The following is a 22677-nucleotide window of genomic DNA, read 5'->3' as shown; positions in this document are numbered from 1 at the left end:
GCCCGGGCGCCGGGGCGGTCGGCGGGCGGGGGGCGGGGCGCGGGGTGACCATGGGCGAGGAGGTGCGCGCATGGAATGGACCCTTGAGGTGATCGTCGTGCCGGTCACCGACCTGGACCGGGCCAAGGCCTTCTACCGGGACCGGTGCGGATTCCGCGCCGATGTCGACGCGCGGTCCTCCGAGGGTGCCGGCCGCTTCGTCCGGCTCACCCCGCCCGGCTCCCGCTGCTCGATCGTGCTGGAGTCCGGCGTGCCCGACTCGCCGGGACAGGCCCGGATGGCCCCCGGTGCCCTGCAGGGCCTCCAGCTGTGCGTCACCGACATCGAGGCGGCCCGCGCCGAGCTCGCCGGACGCGGGGTCGAGGTGACCCCGGTCCTGCACGTGACCGACTCGGGCTGGGCGCCCGGCCCGGGCGAGGAGCAGGGGAACGGCTTCCTCTTCTTCCAGGACCCGGACGGCAACGGCTGGGCGGTCCAGGAGGCCCCTCGATCCGCGGAGCGGCGCCGGGAGCCTGCCGAGTGTAGAGCCGGCGCGTGGCCGGGGAGTTGCAAAGAGTGAAACCCGACGGGGTCGGGGAGCCACACGGTGATGCACTGGCACACCGCACGGGAAAAGGCCGGAAGCCGATGAAGTCGAAGAAGCCGCCGCAGCCGCCGATCGGCTCGTACGTCGTGGACACCCACAGCGGAAAGGTGGGGATCGTCATGGGGCACGAGGGGCCGTACGTGCAGCTGAGAGCCGTGGGCGGCGGGAAGGAGTGGGACTGCGATCCGGAGGCCCTGCGCACCGCCACCGCGGCCGAGCGGCTCAGCGCGGCGACGGCCTACGCGAACGCCCGCAGCCGGGGCGAGGTCCCTTGAAGGAGGCCTCGCCGGCGTAGGGGACAATGTCGGCATGAGCCTGTTCCGCGACGACGGCATCGTGCTGCGCACCCAGAAGCTGGGTGAGGCCGACCGGATCATCACGTTGCTCACGCGGGGGCACGGGCGGGTGCGGGCCGTGGCGCGGGGCGTGCGGCGGACGAAGTCGAAGTTCGGGGCCCGGCTGGAGCCCTTCTCCCACGTCGACGTGCAGTTCTTCGCGCGGGGCAGCGAGCTGATCGGACGCGGGCTGCCGCTGTGCACGCAGAGCGAGACCATCGCACCGTACGGCGGCGGCATCGTGACCGACTACGCGCGCTACACCGCGGGCACGGCGATGCTGGAGACGGCGGAGCGCTTCACGGACCACGAGGGCGAGCCGGCCGTGCAGCAGTACCTGCTGCTGGTCGGCGCCCTGCGGACCCTCGCCCGCGGCGAGCACGCCCCGCACCTCGTGCTGGACGCCTTCCTGCTGCGCTCCCTCGCCGTGAACGGCTACGCCCCCAGCTTCGGCGACTGCGCCAGGTGCGGAATGCCCGGACCCAACCGGTTCTTCTCGGTGGCGTCCGGCGGCTCCATCTGCGTCGACTGCCGGGTTCCCGGCAGCGTCGTACCCTCGCCGCAGACCCTGGAACTCCTCGGGGCACTGCTTACGGGAGACTGGGAGACCGCGGACGCGTGCGAGCCGCGGCATGTGCGGGAGGGCAGCGGGCTGGTCTCCGCCTACCTGCACTGGCATCTGGAGCGCGGGCTGCGCTCCCTTCGGTACGTGGAAAAGTAAGAGCTGAGGGAGACGAGAAGCACATGGCCGTACGCGGGTTCCTGGGGCGCCAGCGGCGCGAGTACCTGACGCCCGAACCGCATCCGTCCGGTGCCCGCCCGCCGAGGCTGCCCGGCGAGCTGATCCCCCGCCACGTGGCGATCGTCATGGACGGCAACGGCCGCTGGGCCAAGGAGCGCGGGCTGCCGCGCACCGAGGGGCACAAGGTCGGCGCCGAGCGGGTGCTGGACGTGCTCCAGGGCGGGATCGAGATGGGCGTCGGCGCGATCTCGCTGTACGCCTTCTCCACCGAGAACTGGAAGCGCTCGCCGGACGAGGTGCGCTTCCTGATGAACTTCAACCGGGACTTCATCCGCAAGACCCGCGACCAGCTCGACGGGCTCGGTGTCCGGGTGCGCTGGGTGGGGCGGATGCCCAAGCTGTGGAAGTCGGTCGCCAAGGAGCTCCAGATCGCCCAGGAGCAGACGAAGGACAACGACCGTCTGACGCTGTACTTCTGCATGAACTACGGCGGCCGGGCCGAGGTCGCCGACGCGGCGAAGGCGATCGCCGAGGACGTGCGGGCCGGGCGTCTGGACCCGTCCAAGGTGACCGAGAAGACCGTCGCGAAGTACCTCTACTACCCGGACATGCCGGAAGTGGACCTCTTCCTGCGTCCCAGCGGGGAGCAGCGCACCTCGAACTTCCTGCTCTGGCAGAGCGCCTACGCGGAGATGGTCTTCCAGGACGTCCTGTGGCCGGACTTCGACCGCCGTGACCTGTGGCGGGCCTGCGTGGAGTTCGCGTCCCGGGACCGCCGCTTCGGCGGCGCGATCCCGAACGAGGAGCTGCTCGCCATGGAGGGCAGGCAGCCGTAGCGCGGCAGGCCAGAGGGCCGGGGCGCTCGGCGTCCCGGCCTCAGTTCTGCTCGGCCGCCCGGCAGTTCGCGCAGTCCGCGCAGGTGCCGAAGATCTCCACCGTGTGGGCCACGTTGACGTAGCCGTGCTCGGCGGCTATGGCCTCCGCCCAGGTCTCCACCGCGGGGCCCTCGACCTCGACGGCCTTTCCGCAGCCGCGGCAGACGAGGTGGTGGTGGTGTTCGCCGCTGGAGCAACGGCGGTAGACGGACTCGCCGTCGGAGGTGCGCAGGACGTCGACCTCGCCGGCGTCGGCGAGGGACTGCAGGGTGCGGTAGACCGTGGTGAGCCCGACGGAGTCGCCCTTGTGCTTGAGCATGTCGTGGAGCTCCTGAGCGCTGCGGAACTCCTCGACCTCTTCCAGGGCAGCCGACACAGCGGCGCGCTGCCGGGTGGCGCGGCCCTTCACGGGCGGTCCTGCGGTGGTCACCGGTTGCCTCCTTGCCTCTGTGTCTGCCGGGCCATTGTGCCAGCCCGGACCCCGCGCGGTCAGACGCCGATCCCGTCGCCGGCCCCACGGGTGGCCGGAATCGCGCACTCCGCCGGATCCCCGGCCGGCTGCGCCGCGGCCAGTGCCCGCGCGCGCCGCCGGGCCAGCGGCGCGGCCAGCCCGGTCAGCGCGACGAACGCGCCGATGGTCAGCAGCACGATGGTCGCGCCGGGCGGAACGTCCTGGTAGTACGAGGTGACGGTGCCCCCGAGCGTGACGGTCACGCCCAGGGCGACCGCGATCGCGAAGGTCGCCGCGAAGCTGCGGGTGAGCTGCTGGGCGGCGGCCACCGGGACCACCATCAGCGCCGACACCAGCAGCAGGCCGACCACTCGCATCGCCACGGTCACCGTCACCGCCGCGGTGATCGCCGTCAGCAGGTTCAGGGCCCGCACCGGCAGTCCCGTGACCCGCGCGAACTCCTCGTCCTGGCTGACCGCGAAGAGCTGCCGGCGCAGCCCGATCGTGACCAGGACCACGAAGGCCGCCAGCAGACAGATGGCGGTCACGTCCGACTCGCTGACCGTCGACAGCGAGCCGAAGAGGTACGAGGTGAGGTTCGCGTTGGAGCCGTTCGGCGCGAGGTTGATGAACATCACGCCGCCGGCCATACCGCCGTAGAAGAGCATGGCGAGGGCGATGTCGCCGCGGGTGCGGCCGTACCAGCGGATCAGCTCCATGAGCACCGCGCCGAGCACGGAGACCAGCGTCGCCATCCACACCGGCGACCAGGAGAGCAGGAAGCCGAGGCCCACGCCGGTCATGGCGACATGGCCGATGCCGTCGCCCATCAGGGCCTGGCGGCGCTGCACGAGGTAGATGCCGATCGCCGGGGCCGTGACGCCCACCAGCACCGCGGCGAGCAGGGCTCGCTGCATGAAGGCGTAGTCGAGGAAATCCATCAGCTCAGCAGTCCCGTGCGGATCGGTCCGGCGTCGTGCGCCGCGTGCGGGTGGACGTGGTCGTGGCCGGGCAGCGCGTGCTGGCCGACCGCCTTCGGGGGCGGGCCGTCGTGGGCCACACAGCCGTCGCGCAGGACGACGGCCCGGTCGATCAGCGGCTCCAGCGGGCCCAGTTCGTGCAGGACGAGCAGGACGCTCGCCCCGGCGGCGACCTGCTCCCGCAGGGTCCGCGCGAGCACCTCCTGGCTGGCCAGGTCGACGCCCGCCATCGGCTCGTCCATGATCAGCAGTTCGGGTGCGGAGGCGAGGGCGCGGGCGATCAGCACCCGCTGGTGCTGGCCTCCCGAGAGGGCGTCCACGGAGTCCTTGGCCCGGTCGGCCATCCCGACCAGTTCCAGGGCCCGGCGCACGGCCACGTGGTCCGCCTTGCGCAGCAGGCCGAAGCGGGCCCTGGACAGCCGGCCGGAGAGGACGACCTCCGTCACCGTCGCCGGCACACCGCCCGCGGCCGTGGTGCGCTGCGGCACGTACCCCACCCGGGCCCAGTCACGGAACCGGTGCCGCGGCGTGCCGAACAGCTCGATCGTCCCGGCGGCGACGGGCACCTGCCCGATCACCGTGCGCACCGCGGTCGACTTGCCCGAGCCGTTCGCGCCGAGCAGCGCGACGACCTCGCCGCGGCCGACGTCCAGGTCGATGCCGCGCAGCACCGGGCGCGAACCCAGTTCCGCGCGGACGCCGCGCAGGGATATGACGGACTCGCTCACGATGCGGCCTCCGTAACGATCACTTGGCGCCGAGGGCGGTCTTCAGCGCGCCGAGGTTGGACTCCATGACCTGGAAGTAGTCGTCGCCCTTGGACTTGTCGGTGATGCCCTCGAGGGGGTCGAGCACGTCCGTGCGCAGTCCGGCGTCCTTGCCGAGGGTCCTGGCGGTCCGGTCGCTCACCAGTGTCTCGTAGAACACGGTGGTCACGCCGTCGGCCTTGGCCTCCGACTGGAGTTCCTTGATCCGGGCCGGGCTCGGCTCGGACTCCGGGCTGATGCCGGAGATGGCCTCCTGGGTCAGGCCGTAGCGCTCGGCGAGGTAGCCGAAGGCGGCGTGGTTGGTGAAGAAGACCTTGGTGCGGGTGTTGCGCAGGCCGTCCTCGAACTTCGCGTCGAGCGCGTTCAGTTTGCCCACCAGCGCTTCCGTGTTCGCCTTGTAGTCGGCGGCGTGGTCCGGGTCGGCCTTCTCGAAGGCGGCGCCGACGCCCTCGGCGATCTCGGCGTACTTCACCGGGTCGAGCCAGACGTGCGGGTCGAGGGGGTGCTCGCCCTCCTCGGCGTGCTCCTCGCCCTCGTGCCCCTGCTCGCCCTCGTGCTCGTGCTCGACGTCGCCGTGGTCCTCCAGCGCGGTCAGGGAGGCGGCGTCGATCTTCGGGTCCACGTCGGCCTGGGCGACGGCCTCGTCGACGGTGGGCTGGAGGTCCTTGAGGTAGAGCACGGCGTCCGCCTCCTGGAGCTGCGCGGTCTGCTGGGCGCTGATCTCCAGGTCGTGCGGCTCCTGGCCGGGCTCGGTCAGGGTGGTGACGTTCACATGCTCCCCGCCGATCTGCTCGGCGAGGAACTGCATCGGATAGAACGAGGCGACGACGTCGAACTCGTCCGTGCCGCCCGCGGCCGCGCCGTCGCCGGAGCAGGCGGAGACGGCGGTGAGGCTGAGTGCGGCCAGCGCGGCCGTCGGTATGAGACGTCGTCGTATGTTCATGAGAGTCATTTTCAACAAAAGTGGAAACCGTTGTCAACAAACTTCTGATCCGGTTCCTGGGGAGCCCCGATTTGGTTCAGGGGGAGTGCGCGCCGGTAACCTGAATCATTCGCTGGAAGCATCTCGCTTCGTCGCCCGTCGTCGTAATGAAGAGAGCACCGTGGCCGCCGACAAGATCGACACCATCGTCAGCCTGAGCAAGCGCCGTGGCTTCGTTTTCCCCTGCAGTGAGATCTACGGCGGCCAGAAGGCCGCCTGGGACTACGGACCGCTGGGTGTCGAGCTCAAGGAGAACCTCAAGCGTCAGTGGTGGCGCTACATGGTGACGTCGCGCGAGGACGTCGTGGGTATCGACTCGTCCGTCATCCTGGCCCCCGAGGTCTGGGTCGCCTCCGGCCACGTCGCCACCTTCACCGACCCGCTCACCGAGTGCACCTCCTGCCACAAGCGGTTCCGCGCGGACCACCTGGAGGAGGCGTACGAGGAGAAGAAGGGCCGCGCCCCCGAGAACGGCCTCGCCGACATCAACTGCCCGAACTGCGGCACCAAGGGCCAGTTCACCGAGCCCAAGCAGTTCTCCGGTCTGCTGTCGACGCACCTCGGCCCGACCCAGGACAGCGGCTCCGTCGCCTACCTGCGCCCCGAGACCGCGCAGGGCATCTTCACCAACTTCGCCCAGGTGCAGACCACCTCGCGCCGCAAGCCGCCGTTCGGCATCGCGCAGATGGGCAAGTCCTTCCGCAACGAGATCACGCCCGGCAACTTCATCTTCCGCACCCGCGAGTTCGAGCAGATGGAGATGGAGTTCTTCGTCAAGCCGGGCGAGGACGAGAAGTGGCAGGAGTACTGGATGGAGCAGCGCTGGAACTGGTACACCGGCCTGGGCCTGCGCGAGGAGAACATGCGGTGGTACGAGCACCCGCAGGAGAAGCTCTCCCACTACTCCAAGCGCACCGCCGACATCGAGTACCGGTTCTCCTTCGGCGGCAGTGAGTGGGGCGAGCTGGAGGGTGTCGCCAACCGCACCGACTACGACCTGAACGCGCACTCCAAGGCCTCCGGCCAGGACCTCTCCTTCTACGACCAGGAGGCCCAGGAGCGCTGGACGCCGTACGTCATCGAGCCCGCGGCCGGTGTCGGCCGGGCGATGCTGGCCTTCCTGCTCGACGCCTACGTCGAGGACGAGGCCCCCAACGCCAAGGGCAAGATGGAGAAGCGCACCGTGCTGCGCCTCGACCACCGCCTCGCCCCGGTGAAGGTGGCGGTGCTCCCGCTGTCCCGCAACCCCGAGCTGTCGCCGAAGGCCAAGGGCCTCGCCCAGGCGCTGCGCCAGAACTGGAACATCGAGTTCGACGACGCCGGCGCCATCGGCCGCCGCTACCGCCGCCAGGACGAGATCGGCACGCCGTACTGCGTGACGGTCGACTTCGACACCCTGGACGACAACGCGGTCACCGTGCGCGAGCGCGACACCATGAAGCAGGAGCGGATCTCCCTCGACCAGATCGAGGGGTACCTGGCCACGCGCCTCATCGGCAGCTAGGTTCCGTCCGCGACACCGTCATTGGCCCCCGATACAGGTACCCGAGTGGTCCTGTATCGGGGGCCACGGCGTCGGCAGGGTGGGTCCATGACCCTCGCGTTCCTGCTGACCACCCTCGTTGTCGTCGTCACCCCCGGCACCGGCCTCGTCCACACGCTCGCCGCCGGGCTGTCCCGGGGGCGGCGGGCGAGTGTCGCGGCCGCCCTCGGGTGCACGCTCGCGATCGTCCCGCACGTGCTGGCCACCGTCACCGGCGTCGCCGCGCTGCTGCACGCCGGCGGCACCGCCTTCCAGGTGCTGAAGTACGCCGGGGTCGCCTATCTGCTGCACATGGCCTGGGTCACGGTGCGGGAGAAGGGCGCGATCGACCTCGGCGAGCGGGGCGCGGCGCCCCTCACCCAGGGGCGGGTGATCGTACGGGCCGTGCTGATCAATCTGCTCAACCCGAAGGTGACGATCTTCTTCCTGGCCTTCCTGCCCCAGTTCGTGAGCCCGGCCGAGCCGCACGCCGTGCCCCGGATGCTGGCGCTGGGCGGGGTGTTCATGCTGGTGACCTTCGTGGTGTTCGCCGCCTTCGGGCTGCTCGCGGCGTCCGTGCGCAGCCAGGTCGTGTCCCGGCCGCGGGTGATGACCTGGCTGCGCCGGACGTTCGCGGGCTCGTTCGTCGCGCTCGGCGCCCACCTGGCCTTCACGGCCCGCTAGGGCAGGCCCTGGGGTCGGCTCACCGGCCTTGCAGCGACCTGACGTTGTCGCCGAAGGTCCAGTTCTTCGAGCCGTCCCAGTTGATCGACCAGGTCATCAGGCCCTTGAGGCCGCCGTTGTAGTGCCGCCAGGCCTGGGCGACCAGGCTCGGTGACATGTGGCCGCCGCCCGCGCCGGGCTGTGCGGGCAGGCCGGGAACCTGCTTGTCGTAGGGCACGCGGACGGTCGTCCCCTGGATCACGAGTCCCCGGTCGAGGCAGTCGGTCTGCGCGACGAAGCCCTGGACGGTGCCGGCGGCGTAGGAGTCGCCGGAGCAGCCGTACATGCTGCCGTTGTAGTACTGCATGTTGAGCCACCACAGGCGGCCGTTGTCGGCGTACTTCTTGATGATCGGCAGGTACGCGCCCCAGATCGAGCCGTAGACGACGCTGCCGCCGGTGACGTACGCGGTCTCCGGGGCCATGGTCAGGCCGAAGTTCGACGGCATCCGCGCCAGCACCCCGTCGATGACGCGGATCAGGTTGGCCTGGGACGGGGACAGCTGGTTGATGTTGCCGCTGCCGACCAGGCCGGTCTCGATGTCGATGTCGATGCCGTCGAAGTTGTACTTCTTCAGGATGGGCACGATCGTCGCGACGAAGCGGTCGGCGACCGCCGTCGAGCTGAGGTCGATGCCGGCGGTGGCGCCGCCGATGGAGAGCAGCAGCGTCTTGCCCGAGGCCTTCGCCGCGCACATCTCCGCGGGCGTCGCGACCTTCACGCCCGTGTCCATGCCGTCCTCCCACAGCGCGGTGCCGTCGGAGCGGATCACCGGGAACGCCGCGTTGATCACGTTGTAGCCGTGCGCGCCGATCCGGGAATCGGTGATCGGGGTCCAGCCGAAGGGCGGGTGGACGCCGTTGGCGGCTCCGTCCCAGTTCTCCCAGTAGCCCTGCAGGACCTTGCCGCCGGGCTTCGACTTCACGGCGCAGGTGTCGGCCGCCGCGGCGGGGGGCGCGACGGGGAGCTGGGTGAGACAGGCGGTCGCCAGTGCGGCGGCCAGCAGGCGCAGGGCGCGGCGGATCATGCGGGGCCTCCCGGTGGGGGTCGGGGCGGGTGCGCGCAAGGTGTCGTAGGCATGACAGTGCTCGCGGTCCAGACCATTCGTCAAGAGGTCTGGACCAGAACCGGAGCCGCGCCCGAGGAGCGGCCCTGCGACGCATCTGACAAATGACAGCTGACAGATATTGAAATCTGTCAGCTGTCATGCCAAGGTGGAGCCATGACGATGCACACACGCACTCTCGGATCCACCGGCCCCCAGGTGTCCGCCCTCGGCCTCGGCTGCATGGGCATGTCCGCGCTCTACGGCGAAGCGGACCGGGCCGAATCCCTCGCGACCATCCACGCCGCCCTGGACGCCGGCGTCACCCTGCTCGACACCGGCGACTTCTACGGCATGGGCCACAACGAGATGCTGATCGGCGAGGCCCTGCGGTCCGCCCCCGCCGCTCAGCGCGAGCAGGCGCGGATCAGCGTGAAGTTCGGCGCCCTGCGCGGCCCCGCCGGCGACTGGCTCGGCTTCGACGCGCGCCCGGCCACCGTGAAGACCTTCGCCGCCTACACCCTCCAGCGCCTCGGCGTCGACCACATCGACGTCTACCGGCCCTCCCGGCTCGACCCGGACGTGCCGGTCGAGGAGACGGTCGGCGCCATCGCCGAGCTGGTCGAGCAGGGGTACGTCCGGCACATCGGCCTCAGCGAGGTCGGTGCCGACACCCTCCGCCGGGCCGCCGCCACCGCCCCGATCTCCGACCTCCAGATCGAGTACTCGCTGATCTCCCGGGGCATCGAGGCGGAGATCCTGCCGGCCGCCCGTGAGCTCGGCATCGCCGTCACCGCGTACGGCGTGCTCTCCCGCGGGCTGATCTCCGGGCACTTCACCGCCGACCGGCAGCTCCCGGCAGGCGACTTCCGGGCCGTCTCGCCCCGGTTCCAGGGCGAGAACCTCCAGCACAACCTGAACCTGGTGGAGGCGCTGCGCAAGATCGCCGAGCAGAAGGGCGTGAGCGTCGCCCAGATCGCCATCGCCTGGGTGCTCTCGCGCGGCGAGGACATCGTGCCGCTGGTCGGCGCCCGCCGCCGGGACCGGCTGGCCGAGTCGCTGGGCGCGCTGGACGTGCTCCTGGACGAGGCGGATCTGCGGGCGATCGAGGAGGCCGTCCCGGCGGACGCCGCCGCGGGCGAGCGCTACTCGTCGCAGCAGATGGCGCACCTCGACAGCGAACGCTGATCCGGGCTCAGGGTACGGTCACCCCATGTCCCCGACCAGCGAGACCCTGACCGCCGAGCGCGTCCTCGAAGCGACCGAGGAGGTGCTGCGCCGCCACGGCCCGGCCAAGGCCACCGTGGTCGACGTGGCCCGCGCGCTCGGCGTCAGCCACGGCAGTGTCTACCGGCACTTCCGCACCAAGGCGGCACTGCGGGAGGCGGTCACCAAGCGGTGGCTGGACCGTACGTCCGAGGCGCTGGCCGGGATCGTCGCCGAGGACCGGGACGCGGAGGGCCGGCTGCGGGACTGGCTGCGGGGGCTGTTCGACGCCAAGCGCCGCAAGGCGGGCGACGACCCGGAGCTCTTCGCGACGTACATGGTGCTGACCGGGGAGAGCGGCGAGGCGGTCCCGGAGCACATCGCGGAGCTCACCGCCCAACTGGCCCGCATCGTCGAGGCGGGGGTGGCGGCGGGAGCCTTCACCGCCACCGACCCGGAGATCACCGCGAGCGCGGTCTTCCAGGCCACCGGGCGCTTCCACGACCCCTGCTACGCCTCCGAATGGGCACTGCCCGGCGTGGAGGCGGACTTCGCGGCGGTCGTGGACCTGGTGGTGCGGGGGCTGCGCGCCTGAGCCCGGCGGGTCACGCCCCGGGGTCGACCGTGGCCTGGTGCGCCTCCTCCAGGTGCTCCTGCGCCTTCAGCCAGGGCAGGAACTGCGCGCCGCGGCGCCAGCCGCACGTGTCGCAGCTGATCGTGCGTTGCACCCCGGTGCGCTGCACCCGGACCACGTGCTCACGTCCGTGCTGATCCCACCGGCTGACCTTGCTCGTGTCGATCTGCGACATGACGCCTCCCGCGTCCGGTCCGGCGACCTGTTCGTCCGGCTGTCTCCTCGCGCAGCAAGGAGTGTGCAGCAGGATCAACATCAACGGGGATCTCTTCACGTCGAGTTGGCCAAGCTGTGCCCTGCGGTGCGGGGCCGCCGAGCGGGTTCAGGCCCGCTCGGCGGCCCCCACCGCCTGCCGGACCTCGCCCGACTCCAGGCGTTCGGCGGCCCGTTCGGCCGTCCTGCGGGCCCACCGTCCGCTGGTCAGCACCCCGAGGAACAGCACCGCCGCGCCGCACAGCACGAGCACCCACCACCCCGGCCGGGCGGCCGTGACGAACGCCTCCCGGTACGAGGACGTCCCGATCCCCGCCGCCAGCACCGCGCCCACCACCGCGACCCCCAGCGTCTGACCGAGCTGGCGGCTGGTGGAGGCGACGGCGGCGGCGACGCCGGCCTGGGCCCGCGGCATCCCGGAGACCGCCGTGTTGGTGATCGGCGCGTTCACGAACCCGAAGCCCACGCCGAACAGCACGTACCCGGCGAACAGCGTGGCGTCGGACGTCTCGCCCTCGAACCCGGCGAACAGCACCGCGCTCGCGGTCATCGCCAGCCCCGCGATCAGCAGTGGTATCCGCGGCCCCCGGCTGCCCACCAGCCGGCCGGCCAGCGGGGCGCACAGGAACGTCGGCACCGCCATCGGCAGCATCCACAGCCCGGCGTGCAGCGCGTCCAGCCCCCGGACGTTCTGGAGGTAGAGCGTCGACAGGAACAGGAACCCGCCCAGCGCCGCGAACGCGCTGATCGCTATCGCGGTCGCCCCGCTGAACGGCGCCGAACGGAAGAACCTCAGGTCGATCAGCGGCTCGGCGCGCCGGGGTTCGTAGGCGAGCAGCCCCAGCAGGGCGGCGAGGGCCACCGCAGCGAACGGCAGCACCGTCGCGAGCCCGGCGCTCGGCGCCTCGATGATCGCGTAGGTCAGCGCCCCGAACAGCGCGATCACCAGGAGCTGACCCACGGGGTCGGGCCGCCGGGCCTTCGGGGCGCGTGACTCGGGGACGAACCGCAGGGTCAGCAGCAGGGCGGCGGCGCCGACCGGCAGGTTGACCCAGAAGATCGCCCGCCAGTTCACCGCCTCCACCAGCAGGCCGCCGACCAGCGGGCCCATGGCCATCGAGATACCCACCACCGCGCCCCACGCGCCGATCGCGCGGGCCCGCTCGCGCGGGTCCGTGAAGGTGTTGGTGATGATCGACATGGCGACCGGGTTGAGCATCGAGCCGCCGACCGCCTGCACCATGCGGAAGATCACCAGCGTGTCCAGGCCGGGCGCGACCGAGCAGAGGGCCGAGCCGATGGTGAAGATCACCAGGCCCGCCATGAACACCCGCTTGCGGCCGATCCGGTCGGCGGTGGAGCCCGCGAGCATCAGCAGGGAGGCGAGGACGAGGGTGTACGCGTCGATCGCCCACTGGAGCCCCGACGTCCCGGTGTCCAGGTCCTCCTGCATGGAGGGCAGGGCCACGTTCAGGGCGGTGTTGTCCAGGCTCACGATCAGCAGGCTCATGCAGCAGATCGCGAGCACCAGCAGACGTCGGCGTGGGCTGAGCTCGGGCATGGTGTCCATCGTACGCCGATTTCGATAGTGCGGTTAACTAACGAATTTTACGAACTCATTGCACGGCACAATGGAGGAATGCCCACGCCCCTGCAGATCGGTCCGCACACCGTCCAGCCGCCCGTCGTCCTGGCCCCCATGGCCGGGATCACCAACGCGCCCTTCCGCACCCTGTGCAGGGAGTTCAGCGGGGGCAAGGGCCTGTTCGTGAGCGAGATGATCACGACCCGCGCGCTGGTCGAGCGCAACGAGAAGACCATGCAGCTGGTCCACTTCGACGCGAGCGAGCGGCCGCGGTCGATCCAGCTGTACGGCGTGGACCCGGCGACCGTCGGCAAGGCCGTCCGCATGATCGCGGAGGAGGACCTGGCCGACCACATCGACCTGAACTTCGGCTGCCCGGTACCGAAGGTGACCCGCAAGGGCGGCGGCTCCGCACTGCCGTACAAGCGCAACCTGCTGCGCGCCATCCTGCGCGAGGCGGTCAGCGGCGCCGGTGAGCTGCCGGTCACGATGAAGATGCGCAAGGGCATCGACGACGACCACATCACCTACCTCGACGCCGGCCGGATCGCCGTGGAGGAGGGCGTGACCGCCATCGCCCTGCACGGCCGCACCGCCGCCGAGCACTACGGCGGCACGGCCGACTGGGACGCCATCGCCCGGCTCAAGGAGCACGTGCCGGAGATCCCCGTGCTCGGCAACGGCGACATCTGGTCGGCCGAGGACGCGGTGCGGATGGTGCGGGAGACCGGCTGCGACGGCGTCGTGGTCGGGCGCGGCTGCCTGGGGCGGCCGTGGCTGTTCGCCGATCTGGTGGCCGCCTTCGAGGGGCGCGACGAGGACCTCGCGCGGCCCGGCCTGCGCGAGGTCGCCGACGTGATGGTCCGGCACGCGACCCTGCTCGGGGAGTGGATCGGCGACGAGGCACGCGGCGTCATCGACTTCCGCAAGCACGTCGCCTGGTACCTGAAGGGCTTCGCGGTCGGCTCCGAGATGCGCCGGCGCCTCGCCGTCACGTCCTCGCTCGCCGAACTGCGCGCGGGGCTGGACGAGCTGGACCTCGGCCAGCCCTGGCCGACCGGCGCCGACGGGCCCCGCGGCCGCACGTCCGGCAACAACCGGGTGGTGCTGCCGGACGGCTGGCTGAAGGACCCCTACGACTGCGCGGGCATCGGCGAGGACGCCGAACTGGACACCTCCGGCGGCTGATCAGCCGGTCTTCCGGGACGGCGTCGAGCCGTACGCCGTCAGGAAGCGGTCCCGGAAGTCGCTCATCTTCCACACCGGGGCGTCCTGCGCGGGCCGCAGCCCGTCCGTCCAGCCCCAGCTCGCGATCTTGTCCAGCACCTTCGGGTCCTTGGCGACGACCGTCACCGGCACGTCCCGGCTGGCGCGGTGGCCGCTGACCCGGGCGATGGGCTGGTGGTCGCCGAGGAAGACCATGACGGTGTCCTCGGTGCCGTACCGCTCCAGCCACTGGGTGAGGCTGGTGACGGAGTACTGCACGGACTTGCCGTACTCCTCCTTGGAGCGGTCGCTGTCCGCAATGATGTCGGAGGGCTGCGTGCCCGCCCGCTGGATCGGCCCGAAGAGCGAGCCGTCGCCGAGGTCGTCCCAGTCGACCATCTTCGGCAGCGGCGACCAGGGCTGGTGACTGGAGGTCAGGATGATCTCCGCCATCAGCGGCTTGTCGCGCTTCTTGCCGTGCTGGAGGCGCTGGAACGCCTCCAGGGCGTACTGGTCCGGCATGGTCGACCAGCTGAACTTCGGACCCTTGTAGCCGAGTTCGAAGGCGTCGTAGACGCTGTCCAGCCCGTAGAACTTCGCCTCCGGCCAGCCCTTGCGCACACCCGGCATCACCCCGACCGTCTCCCAGTCGCCGGTCTTCTGGAACGCCTTGGTCAGGGTGAGGTGGTCGCCGGAGGTGACGGTCCGGTAGCGCTGCTGGCTGTCGATCCACAGACCGGACAGGAACGTGGAGTGGCCGAGCCAGCTGCTGCCGCCGTAGGTCGCCGACGTCAGCCATCCGCTCTTCGAGGCGAAGCCGGCCTCGGTGAGCGACTCGGTGCCGGAGTCCAGGGTCCGGCGGACGCCGGGAGCGATGCGGGGGTCCTCGATCGCGCTGCGGCCGTAGCTCTCGATGAAGGCGAAGATGACGTCCTTGCCCCGCAGGTCCGGCACGAGTTGTTCGCCCGGCGTCCCGCCGAAGACGTCCGTCCGTGCCTCCCGCTCGAACGCCGCCTCGTCCCGCAGCGTCGCCTGCACCCGCCGCACCTGCACCTCCACCAGCACCGAGGCGTGGTCGGTCGCGAGCGGCAGCGAGCCCGTCTGGAGTCCCAGCGCGGACGTCAGCGTCCAGACGACGGCGGCGGCGAGCGTGGAGCGGACGGCGACCGCGCGGTGCCGGGCGAGCACATTGCTCAGCCGGACCGTGGCCAGGGTCATCGCCGCGAACACCAGGACGGCGAGCAGGATCGCGCCGACGGCGAGCGCCGTGGCGCCCGCGCCGCCCATCGCGTCCTCCATGTACGCCTGGGCGTCGTCCAGCAGGCCCCAGTCGAGGACCAGGTTGAAGCCCCGGCCGAGGTACTCGTAGAAGCCCATGTCGAGCACGTTCAGGGCGGTCAGCGCGGCGAGCCCGAGACCGCCCAGGACGGCCGCCACGAGTCGGGGGCGGCGCGGCAGCACCAGCAGGACGGCGGCGCCGATGATCGCCTCGACCGGAAGGCGCAGGAACTTGCCCGGGGTGAGGGTGTGCAGGGTGTTCGGCAGCAGCAGCGCGCCCAGCACCAGCAGCACGGAGACGGCGGTGACGAGGTGGCGCAGCACGCGCACGGCGGTGGGATGCGCGGCACGCCACCGTGTGAGGCGGCCGGACGGGGCGTCGGGCCCGGGGGGCTGCGCAGCGGTGTCCGACGGGCTCTGCGACGGGCCGTCCGCAGGGCCGTCCGGAGCGGTCTCCGGCGCGTCCTCGGTCGTGCGCGGTTGACGCGTGAAGACAGCCACCCCTGGGTCCTTCCGTACGAAAGCGCCGAAAAGTGGCGGACCCGGCGTGGGGGAACGGGTCCGCCACCCTCACGTACGGCCCGCCGCTCCGTCGCGTTCAGTGCACACCGAAATATCACCGCAGGCCGGTGAGTCGGCCGGTTCGCCCCCGCTACCGTAGAGTTACGTCTCTTCACCACGCAAAACTCATCGCGTAATGCAGGGTTGGGTCACACAAGGGGGTGCGCATGACCGGACGCAACACGGCCCAGGCCAGCGCGGGGGAGCTGCTCGGACTGGTCCGCAGTGGCCGCGCCACCACACGCGGAGCGCTCCAGCAGGCCACCGGCCTGTCCCGGGCGACCGTCGGCCAGCGCCTCGACCGCCTCTTCCGCGCCGGCTGGCTGCGCGAGGGCGCCGGCGGCCCGGTGGACTCCCCGCTCGGTGGACGTCCCGCCATCACCCTGGAGTTCGACGACGCGCACGCGGTCGTCCTCGCCGCCGACCTCGACACCCGCCACGCCCGCGCGGCGGTCCTCTCCCTGACCGGGGAGATACTCGCGGAGCACACCGGCACCCTGGTCATCGAGGACGGCCCGGAGCCGGTCCTCGGCGAACTCGGCCGGTGGTTCGCGCGGATGCTGCGGGAGGGCGGCCACCGCGCCGACCAGGTCTGCGGCATCGGCCTCGCGGTCCCCGGACCCGTCGACACCGACACCGGCCGGGTGGTCCAGCCCCCGATCATGCCGGGCTGGGACTGCTACGACATCCGCGGCCGGCTGGCCAGGGCGTTCTCCGAGCACTCGGGCGCCGGGCCCGTCCCGGTCCTGGTCGACAACGACGCGAACCTGATGGCCTACGGCGAACAGCGCACCGCGCACCCCGGCTGCTCGGCGTTCGTCCTCGTGAAGGTCTCCACGGGCATCGGAGCGGGCGTCGTCGTCGACGGCTCGGTCTACCGGGGCTTGGACGGCGGCGCGGGGGACATCGGGCACATCCGGGTGCCGGAGGGCGCGGACGCGCTGTGCCGGTGCGGTTCCCACGGCTGTCTGGCCGCTGTCGCGAGCGGAGGCGCCGTGGCCCGGCGGCTGGCCGAGGCGGGAGTGCCGGCGGCGTCCGGTTCGGACGTGCGGGAGCTGCTGGCGGCCGGGCACCCGGAGGCGGTGGGGCTGGCACGGGAGGCCGGGCGCCGGGTCGGCGAGGTGCTGGCGACCGTCGTGACGCTGCTGAACCCCGGGGTGCTGATGGTGGCCGGGGATTTGGCCGGAACTCCCTTCCTGACCGGCGTGCGCGAACTGCTCTACGAGCGGGCGCTGCCGCGCTCCACGGCCCGGCTGGAGATCGTGACCTCACGGCTCGGGGAGCGGGCCGGGCTGGTGGGGGCCGGTGCGCTGGTCGTGGAGCACCTGTACGCGCCGGAGCGGGTGGAGGAGCGACTGCGTGCGCTGGGCGTGTGACAGGCACGTTTCCGTCTCCCGACCACGTCCGCATGGTGAAATCCCGCCGCCTGTGGCAGCGTGATTCTCGCCACCCCTGATAAGGGTTGCGCTCAGATGAGCGAATCGTGGGCGACTGCACTTCTCCAAGGGGTGGCACTGAGTGCCACGCCTTGATCGTTCATCGATCGAAATCAGGCGTGGCGGATGCCGCTCAGATGAGCGGTTTCCGGGGCCCGCCGAGGCCGCCGCGTTCAAGAAGTGAAAACATGGGTCTGTCACCGCATACCAAGCCTTGACTTTCGATCTGGTGGCGGACGAGTGGTTACAGGCGCATGACGCACAAGTAGACGTACCCAGGCGCCTTCGATCTGGGTATGTTCCTCGCCGTCAGGGCAGCCACCGCGTCCTCGAGGAGTCGAGACCGTGTCGGAAAACAAAGATCCCCAGGTAGCCGAATCCGGCACCAGCGTTGAGGGCGTGAAGTTCGTTTACGACTTCACCGAGGGCAACAAGGACCTCAAGGACCTCCTCGGTGGCAAGGGCGCGAACCTCGCCGAGATGACCAACCTGGGCCTTCCCGTCCCCCCGGGCTTCACCATCACCACCGAGGCCTGCAAGGTCTACCTCGACAGCGGCGAGGAGCCCGCGGCACTGCGTGACGAGGTGAGTGCGCACCTCGACGCGCTGGAGCGGACGATGGGCAAGAAGCTCGGACAGGCCGACAACCCCCTCCTCGTGTCGGTCCGCTCCGGTGCCAAGTTCTCCATGCCCGGCATGATGGACACGGTCCTCAACATCGGTCTGTCGGACAAGTCCGTCCAGGGGCTGGCCAAGCAGGCCGGCGACGACCGCTTCGCCTGGGACTCCTACCGCCGCCTCATCCAGATGTTCGGCAAGACCGTCCTCGGCGTCGACGGCGAGCTGTTCGAGGAGGCGCTGGAGAAGGCCAAGGAGGCCAAGAAGGTCACGGTCGACACCGAGCTGGAGGCCGCGGACCTCAAGAAGCTGGTCACCGCCTTCAAGAAGATCGTCAAGAAGGAGGCCGGCCGGGACTTCCCGCAGGACCCGCGCGAGCAGATGGACCTCGCCATCCACGCGGTCTTCGACTCCTGGAACACCGACCGGGCCAAGCTCTACCGCCGCCAGGAGCGCATCCCGCACGACCTGGGCACCGCCGTCAACGTCTGCTCGATGGTCTTCGGCAACCTCGGCCCCGACTCCGGCACCGGCGTCGCCTTCACCCGCGACCCCGCCTCCGGCCACCAGGGCGTCTACGGCGACTACCTGCAGAACGCCCAGGGCGAGGACGTGGTGGCGGGCATCCGCAACACCGTGCCGCTCGCGGAGCTGGAGCAGATCGACAAGAAGTCGTACGACCAGCTGATGCAGATCATGGAGACGCTGGAGAACCACTACAAGGACCTGTGCGACATCGAGTTCACGATCGAGCGCGGTCAGCTGTGGATGCTTCAGACCCGCGTCGGCAAGCGCACCGCCGGTGCCGCCTTCCGGATCGCGACCCAGCTCGTCGACCAGGGCCTGATCGACGAGGCCGAGGCCCTCCAGCGGGTCAACGGCGCCCAGCTCGCCCAGCTGATGTTCCCGCGCTTCGACGACAGCGCCAAGGTCGAGCAGGTCGGCCGGGGCATCGCGGCCTCGCCGGGTGCGGCGGTCGGCAAGGCGGTCTTCGACTCGTACACCGCGGTGAAGTGGTCGCGCTCCGGCGAGAAGGTCATCCTGATCCGCCGGGAGACCAACCCCGACGACCTGGACGGCATGATCGCGGCCGAGGGCATCCTGACCTCGCGCGGCGGCAAGACCTCCCACGCGGCCGTGGTCGCGCGCGGCATGGGCAAGACCTGTGTCTGCGGCGCGGAGGAGCTGGAGGTCGACACCAAGCGCCGCCGGATGACGGTGCCGGGCGGCCATGTGGTGGAGGAGGGCGACCTCATCTCCATCGACGGCTCCTCGGGCAAGGTGTACCTCGGAGAGGTGCCGGTGGTCCCGTCCCCGGTCGTCGAGTACTTCGAGGGCCGGATGCACGCGGGCGCGGACGACGCCGACGAGCTGGTCGAGGCGGTGCACCGCATCATGGCGTTCGCGGACCGCAAGCGCCGGCTGCGGGTGCGGGCCAACGCGGACAACGCCGAGGACGCGCTGCGGGCCCGCCGCTTCGGCGCGCAGGGCATCGGCCTGTGCCGTACCGAGCACATGTTCCTCGGGGACCGCCGTGAGCTGGTCGAGCGCCTGATCCTGGCCGACACGGAGACGGAGCGCGAGGAGTCGCTGAAGGAGCTGCTGCCGCTGCAGAAGCAGGACTTCGTGGAGCTCTTCGAGGCGATGGACGGCCTGCCGGTCACCATCCGGCTGCTCGACCCGCCGCTGCACGAGTTCCTCCCCGACATCACCGAGCTGTCGGTCCGGGTGGCCCTGGCGGAGTCCCGCCAGGAGCCGCACGAGAACGAACTGCGCCTGCTCCAGGCCGTGCACCGGCTGCACGAGCAGAACCCGATGCTGGGCCTGCGCGGCGTCCGGCTCGGCCTGGTCATCCCCGGACTGTTCACGATGCAGGTCCGGGCGATCGCCGAGGCCGCGGCCGCGCGCAAGGCGGCGAAGGGCGACCCGCGCGCCGAGGTCATGATCCCGTTGGTCGGCACGGTGCAGGAGCTCGAACTGGTCCGCGACGAGGCCGACCAGGTCATCGCCGAGGTCGAGGCCGCGACCGACACGAAGCTGAAGCTGGCGATCGGCACCATGATCGAGCTGCCGCGCGCCGCGCTGACCGCCGCTCAGATCGCCGAGGCCGCGGAGTTCTTCTCCTTCGGCACCAACGACCTGACGCAGACGGTGTGGGGCTTCAGCCGGGACGACGTGGAGGCCTCGTTCTTCACCGCGTACCTGGAGAAGGGCATCTTCGGCGTCTCCCCGTTCGAGACGATCGACAGGGACGGCGTGGGTTCGCTGGTCGCGGCCGCCGCGAAGGCCGGCCGCGAGACCCGCCCCGACCTCAAGCTCGGCGTCTGCGGCGAGCACGGCGGTGACCCGGAGTCGGTGCACTTCTTCCACGAGGTCGGCCTGGACTACGTCTCCTGCTCGCCGTTCCGGATCCCGGTGGCGCGGCTGGAGGCGGGCCGCGCGGCCTCGCAGTCGACGGGCAGCGACCACCGCTGACCCAGGGCCCCGGAACCGCCGTTGATCCCCGACCCTCACGATCCGGCGGCGGCTCCGGCGTACCAGGAGAGGGCGGCACCCTTGTGCGGGGGCGCCGCCCTCTTCGGCGTGCCGGGGATGCCGGGTCCCGCGCGCTACCGCCCCTCGGCGGGGTCGTCGAGGTCGGCGGCGAGGCGGCGCAGGGGCGGGCCGTACTCGGGGTCGGCCAGGGCGGCGGCGAACTGGGCGGTGAGGTAGGCGAGCGGGTTGCCGGTGTCGTACCAGCGGCCCTGGATGACCTGCCCGTACACCGCGCGGCTGCCGGCGTAGGCGTTGATGGCGTCGGTCAGGTAGATCTCGCCGGTCCGGTGCTCGTACCAGCGCTTGGTCTGCTCCCGCAGTTCGTCCACGATCCCCGGGGTGACGACGTACCCGCCGATGGCCGCGTAGGCCGAGGGCGCGTCCTGCGGCTTGGGCTTCTCCACCAGGCCGGTGATGCGCAGCAGCCCTTCGTCCAGATCCTCCCTGACCACGGGCACGCCGTAGCGCTGGGAGTCGCCCGGGTCCATCGGCATCAGCGCGAGGACCGGGCAGCTGGTGGCCTCGTAGGCCCGGATCAGCTGCTGGGCCCGCGGCACCTCGGCGACGAACACGTCGTCCGGCCACAGCACGAGCATCGGCTCGTCACCGAAGTTGCGGGCGGCGCTGAGCACGGGCGTGCCGTTGCCGTACGGGCCGTGCTGGTCGAGGTAGGTGATGTGGCCGAGCCGGGACAGCTCGCCGACCTCCTCCACGGCATCCGCGTACGCCGCCTTGCCGTCGGCCCGCAGCTGCGCGACCAGCGCGGGGTTGGGCCGGAAGTGGTCCTGGATCAGGCCCTTGCCGCCCGAGACGACGATGGTGATGTCGGTGATGCCGGACGCCACGAGTTCCCGGACGGTGTGCTCGATGACGGGTTTGTCGCCGACGGGCAGCATCTCCTTGGGCGTGGCCTTGGTCAGCGGCAGAAGCCTGGAACCGAGGCCGGCGGCGGGAATGACTGCCCTGCGGATGGTCGTGGCCATGGAGCCCCCAGAGGCGGAAGTGGGTGTCGAGGAACGGGATGTGGTGGCGGTGAGTCTTCCACCCGGACGTGTACCGCCGAGGGACTGCGCATGCCCGTGGCGTGGAGGAGCGCCGCTCGAAGCCCGGGTCCGGGCGAGGGGCAACCGGGTGACGGATGTTGCCCGGGACCGGCGTGCGTCGTTAGGCGGGACATGATCAAGAAGCTCGTCTGTGTCTCCGTCATGGCCACCGCGCTCGTGGCCGCCGCCCCCGCCGCCCAGGCCGCCCCGGCTCCCGACCCCACCCAGGAGGTGCCCGCCACCGCCCTGTTGAGCGGCGTGCTCGGCGCGCTGGAGGTGGGACACCCGGTCACCTCCCTGAACACGATCCTCCCCAACGGCCTCACCGGCCACTGAGTCACGCGTCGCAGGCGACGCCGTCGCCGTCCCGGTCCAGGTGCGAGGCGTAGCCGGGTTCACCGCGATGGATCGGGGCGGCACCGGCCGCCCGTGCCTCGCTGCAGTTGCCGTAGGAGACGGTGCCGGCGCCGGACGAGTCGTCCGAGCCGCCTCCGGCCGCGGGCTCGGCGGTGACCGTCCGGGTCGCGGTGACCGTCTTCGTGACGGTCACCGTGGGCGCCGGTGCGGCCTCAGGGGTCCGCGTCACCGTCGCTGTCGCCGTCGCGGTGACGGTCTGCGTCGGTGCCGGCTCGGCGGCCGCCGGCTTCGCGTCGGTCGTCCTCTCGCCGTCGCCGCCGCCCGCGCCGATGCCGACGCCGAGGAAGAGGGTCAGGGCCAGGGCGGGCAGTACGTACCGTTTGCGGGCCCACCCGGGGGCGGGGCGAACGGCGGGTGGCGGCGGTGGGATGTACGGGTTGGTCATCTCGTCCCCCCAGACGTGTTACGTGAGGGGATGAACGTAATGCCGGGTCGCGTGACACACGGGCTATGTGGCCATTTCGTGACACTTGTGGGCGTCAGGTGGAGGTCCAGCCGCTCCACCGGGTGACCCGGACGGCGACCACGGGCCCTGGGGGAGGGGAGTCGCCGTACTGGTCGTCCCGGGCGTACTTGCCGCGCAGTGACGCGAGGGCGTGGCGGCGTTCCGCCCCGTCCTGAAGGATCTCCCCCCGGCCGTCGGCGCGGGCCCACCACAGTGCCGACCAGTCCTCGTCGTAGTGGTCGGCCAGCACCGCCACCGCGGGGTTCTCCCGGATGTTCTGCAACCGGCGCAGGTCCCAGGTGCTCTTGGGCTTGTGGTCCACGGCGAAGTACAGGACCTCGGCGACGACGACGAACGTCACCGGCACGAGGTGCGGCACCCCGCCGGCGCCGGCCGTCGCCAGCCGCGCGACGGGCGCGGTGACGAAACGCCGCCTGGCGTCGGCGGGTGAGAGCCTCATACGTCCACCGTGCCACGCGGCGCACCCGGGCG

General features: G+C 71.2%; 23 protein-coding genes. 12 read left to right on the top strand and 11 right to left on the bottom strand.

Going from position 1 to position 22677, the window contains the following annotated elements; genetic code table 11:
- Positions 1–70 precede the first annotated feature (70 nt).
- The 4 genes from ACZ7LV_RS09810 (at position 71) to ACZ7LV_RS09795 (ending at position 2499) form a co-directional block, all read left to right on the top strand.
- Positions 71–559 (top strand): VOC family protein, encoded by a 489-nt coding sequence (locus tag ACZ7LV_RS09810; RefSeq protein WP_471937556.1) that lies wholly within the window; start codon positions 71–73, stop codon positions 557–559.
- Positions 560–627: 68 nt separating this feature from the next.
- Positions 628–861: a hypothetical protein gene (locus ACZ7LV_RS09805; RefSeq protein ID WP_471937554.1), complete on the top strand. Its 234-nt coding sequence runs from the start codon at positions 628–630 to the stop codon at positions 859–861.
- Between the two features lie 34 nt (positions 862–895).
- Positions 896–1642, top strand: a complete 747-nt coding sequence (recO, locus tag ACZ7LV_RS09800) for a DNA repair protein RecO (protein WP_471937551.1) — start codon at positions 896–898, stop codon at positions 1640–1642.
- A gap of 23 nt (positions 1643–1665) precedes the next feature.
- Entirely contained in the window at positions 1666–2499 is an 834-nt protein-coding gene (locus tag ACZ7LV_RS09795; protein WP_471937549.1) for an isoprenyl transferase, read from the top strand.
- A 40-nt stretch (positions 2500–2539) separates the two neighbouring features.
- Here ACZ7LV_RS09795 and ACZ7LV_RS09790 read toward each other — a convergent pair whose 3' ends face one another.
- From ACZ7LV_RS09790 to ACZ7LV_RS09775, 4 genes are read right to left on the bottom strand one after another with little or no spacing between them, the layout of a single operon-like run.
- Positions 2540–2968, bottom strand: coding sequence for a Fur family transcriptional regulator (locus tag ACZ7LV_RS09790; protein WP_471937547.1), 429 nt, complete (start codon positions 2966–2968; stop codon positions 2540–2542).
- Positions 2969–3027: 59 nt separating this feature from the next.
- Positions 3028–3930, bottom strand: coding sequence for a metal ABC transporter permease (locus tag ACZ7LV_RS09785; protein ID WP_471937545.1), 903 nt, complete (start codon positions 3928–3930; stop codon positions 3028–3030).
- Positions 3930–4700 carry a metal ABC transporter ATP-binding protein gene (locus ACZ7LV_RS09780; protein ID WP_471937806.1) on the bottom strand — a complete coding sequence of 257 codons (771 nt, stop codon included), beginning with the start codon at positions 4698–4700 and terminating at the stop codon, positions 3930–3932. The genes ACZ7LV_RS09785 and ACZ7LV_RS09780 overlap by 1 nt, the downstream gene beginning before the upstream one ends.
- Before the next feature lie 16 nt (positions 4701–4716).
- Positions 4717–5679: a metal ABC transporter solute-binding protein, Zn/Mn family gene (locus ACZ7LV_RS09775; RefSeq protein ID WP_471937543.1), complete on the bottom strand. Its 963-nt coding sequence runs from the start codon at positions 5677–5679 to the stop codon at positions 4717–4719.
- A 160-nt stretch (positions 5680–5839) separates the two neighbouring features.
- Between ACZ7LV_RS09775 and ACZ7LV_RS09770 the strand changes: the two genes are divergently transcribed.
- Together ACZ7LV_RS09770 and ACZ7LV_RS09765 are read left to right on the top strand one after the other, a co-directional pair.
- The gene (locus ACZ7LV_RS09770; RefSeq protein ID WP_471937541.1) at positions 5840–7222 is read left to right on the top strand and encodes a glycine--tRNA ligase; all 1383 of its coding nucleotides are present in this window, start codon (positions 5840–5842) and stop codon (positions 7220–7222) included.
- Positions 7223–7309: 87 nt separating this feature from the next.
- Complete coding sequence (locus tag ACZ7LV_RS09765; protein ID WP_471937539.1) at positions 7310–7924, top strand: LysE family translocator; 615 nt, start codon at positions 7310–7312, stop codon at positions 7922–7924.
- Positions 7925–7943: 19 nt separating this feature from the next.
- Here the strand turns inward: ACZ7LV_RS09765 and ACZ7LV_RS09760 are convergent, their stop codons facing one another.
- Positions 7944–8990, bottom strand: a complete 1047-nt coding sequence (locus ACZ7LV_RS09760) for a chitinase (protein ID WP_471937537.1) — start codon at positions 8988–8990, stop codon at positions 7944–7946.
- Between the two features lie 195 nt (positions 8991–9185).
- On the opposite strand from ACZ7LV_RS09760, the gene ACZ7LV_RS09755 reads away from it, so the two are divergent.
- On the top strand, positions 9186–10196 hold the full coding sequence (locus ACZ7LV_RS09755; protein WP_471937535.1) for an aldo/keto reductase: 1011 nt from the start codon (positions 9186–9188) through the stop codon (positions 10194–10196).
- A gap of 25 nt (positions 10197–10221) precedes the next feature.
- Positions 10222–10809: a TetR/AcrR family transcriptional regulator gene (locus ACZ7LV_RS09750; protein ID WP_471937533.1), complete on the top strand. Its 588-nt coding sequence runs from the start codon at positions 10222–10224 to the stop codon at positions 10807–10809.
- Positions 10810–10819: 10 nt separating this feature from the next.
- Here the strand turns inward: ACZ7LV_RS09750 and ACZ7LV_RS09745 are convergent, their stop codons facing one another.
- A complete protein-coding gene (locus ACZ7LV_RS09745) occupies positions 10820–11023 on the bottom strand; it encodes a hypothetical protein (RefSeq protein ID WP_401677008.1) in 204 nt (67 codons plus the stop codon).
- A 147-nt stretch (positions 11024–11170) separates the two neighbouring features.
- Positions 11171–12622 (bottom strand): MFS transporter, encoded by a 1452-nt coding sequence (locus ACZ7LV_RS09740; protein WP_471937531.1) that lies wholly within the window; start codon positions 12620–12622, stop codon positions 11171–11173.
- Between the two features lie 78 nt (positions 12623–12700).
- On the opposite strand from ACZ7LV_RS09740, the gene dusB reads away from it, so the two are divergent.
- A complete protein-coding gene (dusB, locus tag ACZ7LV_RS09735; protein ID WP_471937530.1) occupies positions 12701–13834 on the top strand; it encodes a tRNA dihydrouridine synthase DusB in 1134 nt (377 codons plus the stop codon).
- On the opposite strand, the gene ACZ7LV_RS09730 is transcribed toward dusB, so the two are convergent.
- Positions 13835–15631, bottom strand: a complete 1797-nt coding sequence (locus ACZ7LV_RS09730; protein WP_471937528.1) for an LTA synthase family protein — start codon at positions 15629–15631, stop codon at positions 13835–13837.
- Positions 15632–15858: 227 nt separating this feature from the next.
- Between ACZ7LV_RS09730 and ACZ7LV_RS09725 the strand changes: the two genes are divergently transcribed.
- Positions 15859–17067 carry an ROK family protein gene (locus tag ACZ7LV_RS09725; RefSeq protein ID WP_471937526.1) on the top strand — a complete coding sequence of 403 codons (1209 nt, stop codon included), beginning with the start codon at positions 15859–15861 and terminating at the stop codon, positions 17065–17067.
- 405 nt (positions 17068–17472) lie between these two features.
- Positions 17473–20220 carry a pyruvate, phosphate dikinase gene (gene ppdK, locus ACZ7LV_RS09720; RefSeq protein ID WP_471937524.1) on the top strand — a complete coding sequence of 916 codons (2748 nt, stop codon included), beginning with the start codon at positions 17473–17475 and terminating at the stop codon, positions 20218–20220.
- Between the two features lie 134 nt (positions 20221–20354).
- Here ppdK and ACZ7LV_RS09715 read toward each other — a convergent pair whose 3' ends face one another.
- Entirely contained in the window at positions 20355–21263 is a 909-nt protein-coding gene (locus ACZ7LV_RS09715; RefSeq protein ID WP_471937522.1) for a UTP--glucose-1-phosphate uridylyltransferase, read from the bottom strand.
- Positions 21264–21455: 192 nt separating this feature from the next.
- On the opposite strand from ACZ7LV_RS09715, the gene ACZ7LV_RS09710 reads away from it, so the two are divergent.
- Positions 21456–21659, top strand: a complete 204-nt coding sequence (locus ACZ7LV_RS09710) for a hypothetical protein (RefSeq protein ID WP_401676995.1) — start codon at positions 21456–21458, stop codon at positions 21657–21659.
- Position 21660: 1 nt separating this feature from the next.
- Here the strand turns inward: ACZ7LV_RS09710 and ACZ7LV_RS09705 are convergent, their stop codons facing one another.
- Both ACZ7LV_RS09705 and ACZ7LV_RS09700 read right to left on the bottom strand, forming a co-directional pair.
- Positions 21661–22125 carry an excalibur calcium-binding domain-containing protein gene (locus ACZ7LV_RS09705; protein ID WP_471937519.1) on the bottom strand — a complete coding sequence of 155 codons (465 nt, stop codon included), beginning with the start codon at positions 22123–22125 and terminating at the stop codon, positions 21661–21663.
- A 94-nt stretch (positions 22126–22219) separates the two neighbouring features.
- Positions 22220–22645, bottom strand: a complete 426-nt coding sequence (locus tag ACZ7LV_RS09700) for a TIGR03668 family PPOX class F420-dependent oxidoreductase (protein WP_471937517.1) — start codon at positions 22643–22645, stop codon at positions 22220–22222.
- Positions 22646–22677: the final 32 nt, after the last annotated feature.

This window comes from Streptomyces sp. NPDC107562 (assembly GCF_055657325.1).
The sequence above is the reverse complement of the archived record's forward strand: the minus strand, read 5'-3'. Positions and strand labels throughout refer to the sequence as shown.

Bases quoted from the DNA above. Each gene is read 5' to 3' on its own strand.
- ACZ7LV_RS09755 (WP_471937535.1), top strand. From the start codon at position 9,186: ATGACGATGCACACACGCACTCTCGGATCCACCGGCCCCCAGGTGTCC.
- ACZ7LV_RS09725 (WP_471937526.1), top strand. From the start codon at position 15,859: ATGACCGGACGCAACACGGCCCAGGCCAGCGCGGGGGAGCTGCTCGGA.
- ACZ7LV_RS09775 (WP_471937543.1), bottom strand. From the start codon at position 5,679: ATGAACATACGACGACGTCTCATACCGACGGCCGCGCTGGCCGCACTC.
- ACZ7LV_RS09760 (WP_471937537.1), bottom strand. From the start codon at position 8,990: ATGATCCGCCGCGCCCTGCGCCTGCTGGCCGCCGCACTGGCGACCGCC.
- ACZ7LV_RS09785 (WP_471937545.1), bottom strand. From the start codon at position 3,930: ATGGATTTCCTCGACTACGCCTTCATGCAGCGAGCCCTGCTCGCCGCG.
- ACZ7LV_RS09795 (WP_471937549.1), top strand. From the start codon at position 1,666: ATGGCCGTACGCGGGTTCCTGGGGCGCCAGCGGCGCGAGTACCTGACG.
- ACZ7LV_RS09805 (WP_471937554.1), top strand. From the start codon at position 628: ATGAAGTCGAAGAAGCCGCCGCAGCCGCCGATCGGCTCGTACGTCGTG.
- ACZ7LV_RS09710 (WP_401676995.1), top strand. From the start codon at position 21,456: ATGATCAAGAAGCTCGTCTGTGTCTCCGTCATGGCCACCGCGCTCGTG.
- ACZ7LV_RS09715 (WP_471937522.1), bottom strand. From the start codon at position 21,263: ATGGCCACGACCATCCGCAGGGCAGTCATTCCCGCCGCCGGCCTCGGT.
- recO (WP_471937551.1), top strand. From the start codon at position 896: ATGAGCCTGTTCCGCGACGACGGCATCGTGCTGCGCACCCAGAAGCTG.
- ACZ7LV_RS09740 (WP_471937531.1), bottom strand. From the start codon at position 12,622: ATGCCCGAGCTCAGCCCACGCCGACGTCTGCTGGTGCTCGCGATCTGC.
- ACZ7LV_RS09765 (WP_471937539.1), top strand. From the start codon at position 7,310: ATGACCCTCGCGTTCCTGCTGACCACCCTCGTTGTCGTCGTCACCCCC.
- ACZ7LV_RS09810 (WP_471937556.1), top strand. From the start codon at position 71: ATGGAATGGACCCTTGAGGTGATCGTCGTGCCGGTCACCGACCTGGAC.
- ACZ7LV_RS09705 (WP_471937519.1), bottom strand. From the start codon at position 22,125: ATGACCAACCCGTACATCCCACCGCCGCCACCCGCCGTTCGCCCCGCC.
- ACZ7LV_RS09750 (WP_471937533.1), top strand. From the start codon at position 10,222: ATGTCCCCGACCAGCGAGACCCTGACCGCCGAGCGCGTCCTCGAAGCG.
- ACZ7LV_RS09745 (WP_401677008.1), bottom strand. From the start codon at position 11,023: ATGTCGCAGATCGACACGAGCAAGGTCAGCCGGTGGGATCAGCACGGA.
- ACZ7LV_RS09700 (WP_471937517.1), bottom strand. From the start codon at position 22,645: ATGAGGCTCTCACCCGCCGACGCCAGGCGGCGTTTCGTCACCGCGCCC.
- dusB (WP_471937530.1), top strand. From the start codon at position 12,701: ATGCCCACGCCCCTGCAGATCGGTCCGCACACCGTCCAGCCGCCCGTC.